The organism is Vibrio sp. 10N.222.55.A1, assembly GCF_041473835.1.
GTDB classification, from domain to species: Bacteria; Pseudomonadota; Gammaproteobacteria; order Enterobacterales; family Vibrionaceae; genus Vibrio; species Vibrio crassostreae_C.
Window position 1 is genome coordinate 26,410 of record NZ_JBFRSX010000009.1, and the last position, 12,940, is coordinate 39,349.

The following is a 12,940-nucleotide window of genomic DNA, read 5'->3' on the forward strand; positions in this document are numbered from 1 at the left end:
ATACCGATGAGTAGCGATATCATTAAAATTTCAAGAAACACTGAAAACGCACCAATTAATTCTGTATCTACACAAACGGTCGCTTTTTCTCATTATAATAACTTTTCTGCTCAACTTCCGATTGACCCTAAAACGGGTGAAATAGTCATCGGTGATATTAAAGATCAAGCAGCACAATGTTTGAATAATATTAAAGCGATTGTTGAAAGCATCGACCATGTTATGGATGATGTCGTGAAGATTCATGTTTTCGTTAAGAATATTTCTGATATCGATGCTATTGATGAAGTTTACAAAAGCTTCTTCCACAACAGTCTGCCAACACGCACTGTCGTGGGTGTCGCTGCACTGACAAACAGCGATGCGCTGGTTCAAATGGATGCTCTCATTTCTAACGGTGAAGGCACTAAACCACAAGCACCTTGCGCTCTAATTAAGGTATCAAGAAATACGGATAATGCACCTCAAAGTACTGTGTCCACGCAGACTGCTGCCTTTTCTCACTACAACAATCTTTCAGCTCAGTTGCCTATAGATGTAGCCACAGGTGAGTTGGTTGATGGTGGTATCGAAGCGCAAACAGCACAATGTCTATCAAACATCAAAGCTATTCTAGAAAGTATCGGTCATGTCATGAATGATGTGGTTAAAACGACTATCTACCTAAAAAATATCGCAGATGCGGAAGTGGTAAATGAAGTATGTGCTAAATTCTTCCCAAGCTACGTTCCTGCTCGTACTGTTGTTAACGCAGCTGAATTACCAATGGGTGCTTTAATTCAAATTGATACATCCATTTCACATGGCGACGGTACACCGCCGCAATTACCAGAAGACACTCGCTTACTGGTTATTGAAACCAATAATACTGTTTCTGCACCATTCATGCCTTATTCGCATACTGTTGCTTTCTCTCACTACAATCATATTTCAGCCCAATTACCTTTAGATCCGAAAACAAATGAAATCGTTGCTGGCGGGGTAAAAGAACAAGCGGAACAATGTTTAAACAATATTAAGGCGATAATTGAAAGCGTTGACCATAGCATGGACGATACGGTGAAAATTAATATTCAACTTAAGGATATTTCAGATATTGATGTGGTAAACGAAGTCTACACCACATTCTTTAATGCTGAGCTGCCTGCAAGAACGGTAGTAGGGGTTTCAGAAATCCCAATGAATGCTTTAGTACAAATTGATGCTGTCGTTTCTAACTGTGAAGGGACACCTCCACAAGGCGTTGTTGCATAAATCAATTGAACCCTTCTCGATAATATCGATCAGATCTCGGTTTAGCTTCCAAATAGGGAGCAAACTCAACAGGCCGAGATCTGATCCGTTCACTTCATTACTCAAGTCCATCGAAGCGACACACCTAAGCTTATCCCGTAAACATGGTATTTATAAGGTTGAAGTGTTTTAATATGAAAAACAGACGCTTAACGTAATAAAGAAAACCAGTTTATGCAATTTCGAGCCATTTTACTGCTATGCCTTACCCTAATAGGGTGTTCGTCCAATCAAGAGTTGGTACCCGACCCAACAACCATCACGCTATTTTATGGTGATACATCCATCGCCGCAGGTGTTTTAGAGGATAAAACATTCAACTCAGTCCTTGCCGATAGGGTTGAAAGCGTTACGTTTTCGGGCTCAATATCAAAGAAAGACTCTGGCTATTTTGTCGATATGTTAGTGATTCGAGAAACAAAAGAGCCACGTTCAACACGACAGCTTAACACCTCGCTTCTAATGAAACCGGGAGAGTTAGTAGATGTTGGCGGCGTGAATAACGATGTGTTCAGGGTAATCCTCGAGTAACAAAAATAAAGTGTTCAATTAATCTGATTTTTTGCTTTACCTCAACCTAACTTCAAGTCTTAAGCTTCTCTTACTGATTAAGAAGGAGCTTATTATGCAAAATAACTACATAAAAGAACTCGCCGTTAAAACTTACCAAGAAGACCTTCAAAAAGAGTACGTTAGATCTAAAGCTCAGCCATTCCACGCCCCAAGTTTTATCGGTGGGGTGCTGTTGTCAGTTGTGCTGGTAGGACTGTTTTAATTTATGCAGAATTTCTGATCCATTGCCAACTCTCAACATATCTATTTGCTGCACTTTAATGGCTACGGCACAATCTCTTAGGTTGAATTGTGACGCTAATGTCGAGAGGAAGTGAAGTATGGCAAGTCCAAGAGTATTAAAGTCACAGATTACTGATATTACCTGTGGCGAGAATGTCACTATCATCGAGCCAAGTAACGTTTATGGCTGTGAGCTTAAAGATGATGTGTTCGTTGGCCCCTTTGTTGAGATTCAAAAGAACACCGTGATAGGTGCGAGAAGCAAGATTCAATCTCACACCTTTATCTGTGAGTATGTGACCATTGGAAGTGACTGCTTTGTTGGTCACGGAGTCATGTTTGCCAACGACTTATTCAAAGAGGGCAAGCCAGATCCTAATCCTGAAAGTTGGGGGCGTACCTTGATAGCTGACAACGTCACGATCGGTTCTAACGCTACGGTTCTGTCTGTCAGCATTTGCGAAGGTGCAGTAATCGGCGCGGGCAGTGTGGTAACGAAAGACATCACCGAAAAAGGTATCTACGCAGGTAACCCAGCCAAGAAATTGAGAGGTTTACCGTAACCGTATTAATAAGCCGTGGTTCATGAATCATAAGGTGCGGCTTTTTAGGGAAACATTAGAGTATTTGTCATGGATGTATTTTTACACTTACTTCAACCGAATGACGCGAGTGCGCTTTTGGATTTTGAGGTCGAAAATCGAGAGTGGTTTGAGCAATTTATTCCAGTTAGGGGTGATAGCTTCTATTCAAATGCAGGTGTGACCGAGCAAATCACCAGCTTTCTAACTGAATACGAGAATGGTGAGATGATTCCTATGTTGATCAAAGATGCCAATGGCACTGTCTGTGGAAGAATCAACATCCGCGATATCGACCAGATCGCCCATAGTGGAGAGCTAGGGTATCGAGTAGGTCGTTCCTTTGCTTCAAAAGGCATTGCGTCTAACGCAGTAAAGCAGTTTCTACTCTATTTGGAGGAACAGACCAACCTTAAATATGTTGATGCCTATGCGTTAGTGGGCAATATCGGTTCCAACAAAATCTTATCCAATACCGGTTTTGAATTGGTCGAGTATGTTGAGAGCTACGCGGTGTTTAAAGGAGAACATCAAGATGCTAATTTTTATCGTAAGGTTTTAGCTGACTAGGTGACTATCAGTGCCTTATACATTAGAAGCTGGCAGCGTCCTTCTAGCCAGCTTCGAGTCTTTTTATTTAAAGGTTTAAGGTTACTTCTAGGTTTGGCCACTTCTAGATTTACGGTTACTTCTGAGGTTTGTTATGTTCGATTACGCTAATCGCGATAGCCAAAAACAGGATATCTTTCACTAGGAAGAAGTTAGTGACTAAGATGCCATCCGATACTTTCCAAGCGTTTGGCGTTGTAACCAGGAAGCTAAGTGTCACAACAAAGATAGCCGATGCAGCAATGCCTGAGTAGAAAGCTACTGTCGGCTTCTTAAATCCAACGATCAATCCAATCGCGACGATGATCTCCGCGCCACCCACCATGTTAGACACAGCTTGTACTGAGAACAGATTGTAAAGCCAGTTCATTGCAGGATGATTCGCGATTAGCGGTTCAATGAGCATCGCTTCAGTTGGCGTAAACTTATAAATTCCAATCCAAGCGAGCACTAATGCTACTCCAACCACGCCTAGGTTATATCCCACATTACTCTGTTTTAAATCATAGGTTTGAACATGCATAAAAGTACTCCATTTAATAAAATCCTTGAATATGACCGCAAGAGTTCAGATTAAATTTCGCATTGAGAATAATAATTAATATATTTATCTAGAGACTTATTGTCTCGATATGAACTTAAATACTGGTGATGTTGAGAACCGAAGCAATGTGTAGGCGATAGTGCTGTTCAAAAGGTACAGCGAGCCTTCCAATTTTTGTTTTCAATATTCACGATTTGGATTAGATTACGTTGACGTAAACCCCTAATTATAAGAAGAGAATCGCTCGTGAAAATCCATAGAATTAACCCGACCAAACGTTGGTCAGATGTAACTGTATTTAATGGCATCGCAAGTTTTGTTGAGGTACCAGAGACTGATACAACGGCAGGAATTAAGAGTCAGGTTCAGCAAATTTTTGATCAAGCTGAAGAAATGATGAGCTTGGTCGACAGTGACAAATCTCGCGTATTGTCGGTAACTATTTACCTAACAGATTTTGCCAATTTTGACGCGTTAAATGAAGTGTGGGAATCGTGGTTCCCTGAAGGCTGTGCGCCAAGCCGTGCATGTGTGAAAGCAGAACTTGCTAACCCTGAGCTATTGGTTGAGATGTCGTTTATGGTTGCTGCAGGTGAAAAATTCCAGTAATTGAAGATACTGATACCAACAACCTTATAGAACGTTATAAATACAAAAAAGCCACTCAGGTGAATCACTTGAGTGGCTTTTTAATTTTATACGCTCCCCGAAACTAAATCGGGTCAGGCATTAAACGAGACCTTGATCTCTGGCCATCTGTTTCGCGATTTTCGGTGCGTGCCATAGACACGGCAACAAGATGAACGATACAGGAACCGCAGTGATCACAATGAACGACTGTAGAGCGGAGATGCCGCCTGAACCCATTGAGATAAGTGCGATCGCTACCGCACCCATGATGATACCCCAGAAAGTACGTACCGCTGCGTTTGGCTCTGTCGTACCCGTCATTACCACACTGATGGTGTAAGTCATTGAGTCACCTGTTGTCACGATGAACGTGGTCGTCAGGATCAGGAACAGAATTGCAATCAGAGTTGGGAACGGCAGTTGCGCGGTAATTGCTAGAAGAACCGCCGGAAGGTTGAAGCCTTCGAACGCACTAGAAATCACACCTGGGTTCTCTAATTCAAACGCTAGACCACTACCACCAACGATGCTGAACCAGAAACACGTTACAAGCGGCGCAACGATGCTAATAGAAACGATCATTTGGCGAATAGTACGGCCACGTGAGATACGAGCAATGAAGATCGCCATCATTGGGCCATAACCTAAGAACCAACCCCAGAAGAACACAGTCCAGCCACCTAGCCATGCTGTATCTTGGCGGTATAGCGCCATTGGGATGAAGTTATCAACCATTTCGCCCATACCTTGCAGGTAGCCATCAACGATGAAGCTCGTTGGGCCAACAAGAAGGATGTAGCCGATTAGACACACAGACAAGATGATGTTGTAACGGCTTACCAGTTGGATACCTTTGTTCACGCCGCTCAAAGCAGAAAGCGTGTACATTGCGATAGCAAAGATAATAACAACACTTTGAGTTGCAAAGCTGTCTGAAATGCCAAACAGTTCGCTCAGTGCGTAGCTGATTTGTAGGCCAAGGAAGCCGATAGGGCCGATAGTACCTGCGGCTACAGCCACGATGCTGCATGCGTCGACAACGTTACCAACCCAACTGTTGATCGCTTTGTCGCCAAGTACTGGGTAAAGCAGAGTGCGAGGCTTAAGAGGAAGGCCTTTGTCGTAATGCAAGTGCATTAACACGATGGAAGACAAACCACCTAAGATTGCCCATGCAAGGAAACCCCAGTGCATGAAAGATTGTGATAGAGCATTGAACGCCATCGCTTGAGGATCTGCGTTGCCATACAGTGGCGGAGCTGAAACAAAGTGAGCGATAGGCTCTGCGGCTGCCCAGAACACACCACCGCCGGCTAGCAGCGTACATAGGACGATAGACATCCATTTAAAGGTGGTCATTTCAGGTAGGGCAAGCGTTCCTAAGCGAACGTGGCCGGTGCGACCTAGTGCAAGCACTAAACCGATAATGAAGTTGAGAAGTAGTAGGACTTGCCAGAAAGCACCGAACCACTTAGTTGAATAACTAAAGCCGATGTTTACAAGTTCGGACAACACGGAGGTGTTGGTGAAGGCTAGGATGACAAAGAGGGTTAAAAAACTGCCACTAAGCCAAAAGACTGGGTTTCCGAGTTCCAGTTTTTCACCCAAAGATTGAGCTTTATTGAAATCGATAGAAGTAGATTCTGCGTTGATGTTTTCGTTGGCGACTTGCGTCAAGTTGGACATTATTTCTTCGCTATATTTGGCTCTTTCGAGCCTATGTATTTCTCCCACACTTGCATTGGAAATGTGAGGTTCGTCAAAAAAATCCGCGATACTACCACAATTGTTAAGAAAAAGTGGGCAAATTTAGAAAAGAAATCAGTTCTACGGCGAAATCAATCCCTTTTGGTTAGTTTTAAAACGAAATTTCAGAACGAACAAATAAAGCAGATATGAATAGAGTTTTGTAATTAAGGATACGAATTAGGCGATATTTTTTAGCGTACCGAAATAAATTTAATATTAGTTGTTCGTGCAAAATAAGTGTCGACTCATTGCATGCTATAAACAAATTAATGCGAGTCATTTTATAAATATCGAATATTTTAGGTGTTAAATTGGCACTGTTACCTACAGTTGTTTTGCGAAGAGATTTAAGTGATGAGAAATATGACACTTAAATTAAGCATCTTGAAACAATAACTTAAGGGACAGCTAACATGCACCTAAACCAAGGAAGAGTGGCCAAGAAGGTTTTTACACTCAGTACTCTCACCGCGTCATGCTTAATGGCGTTCAACAGCTACGCGGCTGTGGATTGTTCAACGTTAGAAGCGTGGGATTCCGCCACGGTGTACACCGGTGGTGATCAGGTTTCACATGACGGCAGCGCGTACTCAGCGAATTACTGGAATCAAAATAACAACCCGAGCCAATTTGAGGGTGACTATGCACAATGGAAAAAGATTGATGTGTGTAGTGGTGGCGGAGGTGGCGGTACGCCAAATGAAGTACCAACGGCTTCATTAACGGCACCCTCTGCTTCTGACGTGATTACTGAAGGCGATAATGTTGTATTGAGTGCAACAGCACTAGATTCTGATGGCAGTGTGGCTTCGGTTGAGTTCTTTGTTGATGGCGCATCTGTTGCGGTAGTCACAGCGGCACCTTTCGAAGCGACTTGGGCTGCAACGTCGGGTAATCATCAGGTTTCTGTTGTTGCAACGGATAATGAAGGCGCAGCAAGTGTTGCAAGTGCGGTTTCTGTTTCTGTTGATTCAGCACAACCAGGGAATGAAGCACCGACAGTTTCAGTTGCACTTTCAGTGACATCTGTTGATGTTGGTGGTGTAGTCACACTGACAGCAACGGCAGCAGATAGCGATGGCACGGTTGATAAGGTTGATTTCTACGTAGCGGGTGCTCTTGTGGGCACTGCTGCAACGAGCCCTTACACGTTAGATTACACAACAACTCAAGCGGGTTCTTTAGCGGTTTACGCGAAAGCAACAGACGACCAAGGTGCGACTGCAGGTTCTGCGTTGGCATCTTTGACCGTGAACGGCGCTCCAACAGTGAGCACATGTCGCCCTGATGGCTTATATCAAACTCAAGGTGTCGATGTTCCTTACTGTACAATTTACGATGATGAAGGCCGTGAGAAAATGGGCGCAGACCATCCCCGTCGTGTCATTGGTTACTTCACAAGTTGGCGTGCAGGGGATGACCCACAAGCTGCTTACCTAGTAAATGATATTCCTTGGGAACAACTCACACACATTAACTACGCTTTCGTGAGCATCGGTTCAGATGGCAAAGTAAACGTCGGTGATGTAAACGATCCAAATAACGCAGCGGTTGGTAAAGAGTGGCCGGGTGTGGAAGTTGATCCGGCATTAGGCTTCAAAGGTCACTTCGGTGCATTAGCGACAGCGAAGAAAAAACACGGCGTGAAAACGTTAATCTCAATCGGTGGTTGGGCTGAAACAGGTGGTCACTTCGCGACTGATGGCAGCCGCGTGGCTGATGGTGGTTTCTACACCATGACGACCAATGCTGATGGTTCTATCAACCATCAAGGTATCGAAACATTCGCGACTTCAGCGGTCGAAATGCTGCGTAAGTACCAGTTCGATGGTCTAGATATCGATTACGAATACCCAACTTCTATGGCTGGCGCAGGTAACCCATACGACAAAGACTTCATGGAGCCGCGTCGTCAATACCTGTGGGCGTCGTACCAAGTGTTGATGAAAGTGCTACGTGAGAAGCTCGATGCGGCGTCTGCGCAAGATGGCAATCACTACATGTTAACGATCGCAGCGCCTTCTTCTGGTTACCTATTACGCGGTATGGAAACATTCGATGTAACCAAGTACCTCGATTACGTAAACATCATGTCTTACGACCTTCACGGTGCGTGGAACGATCACGTAGGTCATAACGCAGCCTTGTTTGATACGGGTAAAGATTCAGAGCTAGCGCAGTGGAACGTATACGACACGGCGGCTTACGGTGGTATTGGTTATCTGAACACGGATTGGGCTTACCATTACTTCCGTGGTTCTATGCCAGCAGGCCGTATTAACATCGGTGTGCCTTACTACACTCGTGGTTGGCAAGGCGTAACGGGTGGTGAGAATGGTCTTTGGGGCCGAGCAGCACTGCCAAACCAATCTGAATGTTCAGCGGGTACGGGTGAAGGCGAGAAAAACAACTGTGGCCATGGCGCTATTGGTATCGACAACATGTGGCACGATACCGATCCAAAAGGTAACGAAATGGGCGCGGGTTCTAACCCTATGTGGCACGCGAAGAACCTAGAGAAGGGTATTTGGGGCTCTTACGCTGAAGCTTACAAGCTTGATCCTGTGAATGATCCTTCAGATGTTCTAACGGGCACTTACACGAGAAACTACGACAGTGTGGCGGTTGCCCCTTGGTTGTGGAACGCAGAGAAGGGCGTATTCCTTTCAACAGAAGATAAACAGTCTATCGACGTGAAAGCGGACTACGTTATCGACAAAGAGATCGGCGGCATTATGTTCTGGGAACTAGCAGGGGATTATAACTGTTATGTTCTCGATGCGAATGGCAACCGAAGCTCTATCGATACGACTGAGCAAGCGTGTAACAGCGGTAACGGTGAGTTCCACATGGGTAACACCATGACGAAAGCTATCTACGATAAGTTTAAGTCTGCAACACCATATGGAAACAAAGTAGCGACGGGTGCTATTCCAACAGAAGCGCTAGATATCGCGGTATCGGTTGGTGGCTTCAAAGTCGGTGACCAAAACTATCCAATCAACCCTAAGATCACGTTCACGAACAACACAGGGCAAGCTCTTCCGGGTGGAACTGAGTTCCAATTCGATATCCCAGTATCTGCACCTGATAACGCGAAAGATCAATCGGGTGGTGGTTTGACCGTGATTGCTTCAGGTCATACTCGCGCGGATAACATCGGTGGACTAGATGGAACCATGCACCGAGTGGCGTTTACGTTGCCGACATGGGAAGAGCTTCCTGCTGGCGGTGTGTATGAGTTAGACATGGTGTATTACTTGCCAATTTCTGGCCCTGCTAACTACGCGGTGAATGTCGGTGGCGTTGATTACGCGTTTAGCTTCGAGCAGCCAGATCTACCATTAGGTGATATCAGTTCAGGTGGCGGTAACCCTGGCGATGGTGGCACCAATCCAGGTACATGTGATACGGCAGGTTTAGCGGTTTACCCAGACTTACCTCAGAAAGATTGGGCAGGTAACCCAAGCCATGCAAACACAGGAGACCAAGTGGTTCACAACGGTAGTGTTTACCAAGCAAACTGGTGGACAAGTTCTGAACCGGGTAGCGATGGTAGCTGGACTCAAGTTTGTTCTTAATTTAATGCTAAGCAAACTATTTATAGACAATAGAGTGTAGTAATAGGTAATAAACACAAATGCTTTTAAGTCTATTTATCAGGAATTAGTATCAATTAAGTAATCAATCTAGACGTAAAATCAAAAAGCCGAACTGAATCCAGTTCGGCGTTTTTGTTATAAGTCACAGATTACGTATAGAAACCCTTAAAAATATCGACACTCGTTCAGTAAAAAATAAAAACATGATATAAAACAGTCTGTATATAAGAGAAGTCACAGCGTTACCTGAAATTATAAATCTACGGGGTAATCTTGAAAGTCAGACGTAAATACATTCTTAATTTTTCAATTGCGCTCGCCGTCGTGTCGATGATTCTTTCTGCCTTTCAATTTAATCGAACTGAAAGGTCATTGTTGGAATCTAACCAACTGTTTTTTCGTACGATTGTGAACGCGAGTTACGATATTGTCGACACCACAGTTAATGAGGCGATAAAGACATATCTTAAAGGAATTACGGATACCGTTGCGTCTCATGTATGGCATACCACGCCAGAACAAGAAGTTGAACAGGTAAGCCAAATTGCCCGTGAATTGCATATTGGACAATCGGGTTATATCTATTTGATGTCACCCCAAGGCGTCCATCTCTACCATCCATTCTTGCAAGGTCAGAAGCGTGGGCATCTTACTCATATCCAAAAACAGCTCACTATTGACTCTGGCATGATCGAGTACTTTCACGCTAACCCTCATGAGATAAGCCGCAGAGCCAAAGTCGCTTATTCGATGAGGCTACCGAGTGGTAATACTTTGGTTGCGACGACCTATAAAGAAGAATTGATGTATTTGGTCGATCTTGAAGGTTTAAAAGATAAACTTAGAAAGTATGCGTTTGGTGATAGCGGATATGTGTACATTGTCGATCTGCAGGGTAACTTAGTGCTTCATCCAGATTATGAGCACAAATCATTGAAATCCTTAATAGGCTACTCGTCTGAACTGCTTATTGATCGAATCGCCACCAAACCAGAAGGTCAATTCAGTTACTCGATTTCCAGTGATAGTGGCACGACCAACAAAAAAATCTTCTATAAGTTTTACCCTTATCTTAATTGGGTCATTTCTGCAGGTATCTTAGAGCAAGAGCTTAATCGAAATCATAGCCTATTGTTTATTAGCTTGATGGCTTTGGTTGTAAGTTTGTTGAGCATTATTGTCGTGTTGGTGCTTTACCTGCGGCATCGTCATCTTAGAATCTTGGATGTGGCAAGCCTCGATTACCTTACTGGGCTTCCTAGTCGACGGAGTTTTATCGAACAGCTAAAACTGAAAATTACTCAAAGGTCGCCTTATCCGCTAACAAATGTCGGTGTCATTTTGCTGGATATTGACCATTTCAAGCGGGTGAACGATCAATATGGTCATGCTCAAGGCGATAGGTTTATCTGTGAGGTCGCAAAATCACTGCAGAGATTTGTTAACCGTCGTCGTTTGATTGCACGCTATGGCGGTGAAGAGTTTATTTTGGTGACGTTTGATTGTGATGAACATGAGTTATTCGAATTATCAGAGGCGTTACGGTTATGTGTTGAGCAACTTCAAGGCTTAGTGTCGCCAGTAACAATCAGCGCTGGTTGTTGCCATGCTCAAGCACTGACTGACATTGAAACCGCTATCGATAAAGCCGACAAAGCGCTTTATCAAGCAAAAGAGAGTGGACGTAACAACACTCAAGCGTATCGAGAGAACGAATATCACGTTGCTTACATGTGATCGGTTGAAAGCCTCATTGAATTGAAAAGTTTTGTTCACACAAATCGAGCTCTTGAGAACGACAAACACAAAAAAGCCCAAATAGATCGCTCTATTTGGGCTTTTTCAGAATTATTTGAAAGGCTAATCGTTAATTTAAGCTTTCGCTGCTTTCATCGCTTCCGTTTTTTTTTCCTTTTGCATTTTTGCAAGGAAGTAGATGTTTACACAAGCGATAAAGCCGTTGGTGGCTGCAACTGGCCATGCGTCAATCATGATGCCGTATGCTGTGAAGAGTGCACAGCCAATAAAGTTAAGGACACGCAGACGAACGATATCTTTCATTGTTAATGAAATTGCGACCATAATAGACGCAGCGTAACCTAAAATTTCAACCATATTGAATTCCATTGTTTGACCCTCTTAAATTTGCCGATACTTTGTCGGTACCAATTCTTCTCTTCATGAGATGATTGAGGAAGCTCCGTGCCTCGAATGGTCTGGTTTTGTTTAACGGGGAGAACTATACCAACTCTGTTTTTGTGATTAAACCCCCAAAACAGACAGAGGTGAAGGTTAGCGATTACGCAAACGTTTAATGACCTTTCTATTAACATAATTACTATTTATGTTGGAGGTTGAATTGATAGTTATTCTTATATAGGTAAGGAAGCCTCGAATGATAAAACGATCCATTTGTGCAACAAAAAGGATAAAAAAAGCAGCACTATTGGCTTTGATGGCTATTGGGCTGACCGCATGCTCTACGCAAGAAATACCACCCACACACAATTATGGTGTGGTCACTAGCGGTGACTTTGGTTTCATGAAACACGGCGTGATGACGTACTCCTGGCACCCTGAGTCAGAAAAGGTTTACCTTTCTCAAAAATACGATGAAACCGTGGTAACCGATTTAGTGCGTGATTCGATTCAAGAACAGCTCTCAAGTAAAGGTTATCAGTTAAAGCAGGATGGTGTCGGTGATGTTGTTGTAGGCTTTGGATTAGCGGAAGAATCGGAACTGAACGATGAGTCTATCTTCGATGCGATTAAGCTATCTACTGGTGTGCCATTTTACGATGGTGAAGGTAAAGTCGCGGAGAAAGGGTCGTTGTACATTGCGTTTTTCGTACCTAGCTCAGAGGTCGTACAATGGCAAGCATTAGCACAGTCTGGCATCCAACCTGATTTAGAGCCAAGCGAGAGCAAACAGCGTATTACTGGCTTTGTTGAAATGTTATTTAGACGCATGCCTGAGCGATAGCATTAGGCGTTGAATGCATTCGTGGAGTAAATATTAGTTGTGGAAAATATGGTCAGATCGCAGATTATACTTTTTTATTTGTAACGAATGGTACAAATACGTAAAGCAACGTAAAGTTCGCGCTTCTTTTGCTAGCATTTGTCTATACTGCTCA

At 43.6% G+C, this 12,940-nt stretch carries 12 protein-coding genes; 9 read left to right on the plus strand and 3 right to left on the minus strand.

The genetic code is table 11. The annotated features are described in order from the left end of the window. The first annotated feature begins 6 nt into the window (after positions 1-6). From AB4493_RS02360 to AB4493_RS02380, 5 genes are all read left to right on the plus strand, one after another. On the plus strand, positions 7-1,254 hold the full coding sequence (locus tag AB4493_RS02360) for a RidA family protein (RefSeq protein ID WP_372154454.1): 1,248 nt from the start codon (positions 7-9) through the stop codon (positions 1,252-1,254). A 213-nt stretch (positions 1,255-1,467) separates the two neighbouring features. Beyond that, positions 1,468-1,824, plus strand: a complete 357-nt coding sequence (locus tag AB4493_RS02365; protein WP_017062659.1) for a hypothetical protein — start codon at positions 1,468-1,470, stop codon at positions 1,822-1,824. 94 nt (positions 1,825-1,918) lie between these two features. Further along, positions 1,919-2,068 carry a hypothetical protein gene (locus AB4493_RS02370; RefSeq protein WP_017067591.1) on the plus strand — a complete coding sequence of 50 codons (150 nt, stop codon included), beginning with the start codon at positions 1,919-1,921 and terminating at the stop codon, positions 2,066-2,068. 118 nt (positions 2,069-2,186) lie between these two features. Continuing rightward, entirely contained in the window at positions 2,187-2,651 is a 465-nt protein-coding gene (locus tag AB4493_RS02375) for an acyltransferase (protein ID WP_017062657.1), read from the plus strand. Positions 2,652-2,720: 69 nt separating this feature from the next. Next, positions 2,721-3,239, plus strand: coding sequence for a GNAT family N-acetyltransferase (locus AB4493_RS02380; RefSeq protein ID WP_017062656.1), 519 nt, complete (start codon positions 2,721-2,723; stop codon positions 3,237-3,239). Positions 3,240-3,354: 115 nt separating this feature from the next. On the opposite strand, the gene AB4493_RS02385 is transcribed toward AB4493_RS02380, so the two are convergent. Next, a complete protein-coding gene (locus tag AB4493_RS02385; RefSeq protein WP_017064470.1) occupies positions 3,355-3,801 on the minus strand; it encodes a DUF417 family protein in 447 nt (148 codons plus the stop codon). A 267-nt stretch (positions 3,802-4,068) separates the two neighbouring features. On the opposite strand from AB4493_RS02385, the gene AB4493_RS02390 reads away from it, so the two are divergent. Continuing rightward, positions 4,069-4,431, plus strand: coding sequence for a RidA family protein (locus AB4493_RS02390; RefSeq protein ID WP_004731436.1), 363 nt, complete (start codon positions 4,069-4,071; stop codon positions 4,429-4,431). Positions 4,432-4,551: 120 nt separating this feature from the next. Here AB4493_RS02390 and AB4493_RS02395 read toward each other — a convergent pair whose 3' ends face one another. Next, on the minus strand, positions 4,552-6,138 hold the full coding sequence (locus AB4493_RS02395; RefSeq protein ID WP_372154455.1) for a BCCT family transporter: 1,587 nt from the start codon (positions 6,136-6,138) through the stop codon (positions 4,552-4,554). Between the two features lie 476 nt (positions 6,139-6,614). Between AB4493_RS02395 and AB4493_RS02400 the strand changes: the two genes are divergently transcribed. Together AB4493_RS02400 and AB4493_RS02405 are read left to right on the plus strand one after the other, a co-directional pair. Then, positions 6,615-9,782: a chitinase C-terminal domain-containing protein gene (locus AB4493_RS02400; protein WP_372154456.1), complete on the plus strand. Its 3,168-nt coding sequence runs from the start codon at positions 6,615-6,617 to the stop codon at positions 9,780-9,782. Positions 9,783-10,076: 294 nt separating this feature from the next. Continuing rightward, the gene (locus AB4493_RS02405) at positions 10,077-11,540 is read left to right on the plus strand and encodes a diguanylate cyclase domain-containing protein (RefSeq protein ID WP_372154457.1); all 1,464 of its coding nucleotides are present in this window, start codon (positions 10,077-10,079) and stop codon (positions 11,538-11,540) included. A 135-nt stretch (positions 11,541-11,675) separates the two neighbouring features. On the opposite strand, the gene AB4493_RS02410 is transcribed toward AB4493_RS02405, so the two are convergent. Then, complete coding sequence (locus AB4493_RS02410; RefSeq protein WP_017068159.1) at positions 11,676-11,930, minus strand: YgjV family protein; 255 nt, start codon at positions 11,928-11,930, stop codon at positions 11,676-11,678. Positions 11,931-12,198: 268 nt separating this feature from the next. Here AB4493_RS02410 and AB4493_RS02415 point away from each other — a divergent pair, with 268 nt between their 5' ends. Beyond that, entirely contained in the window at positions 12,199-12,786 is a 588-nt protein-coding gene (locus AB4493_RS02415; protein ID WP_372154458.1) for a DUF4136 domain-containing protein, read from the plus strand. Positions 12,787-12,940 lie beyond the last annotated feature (154 nt).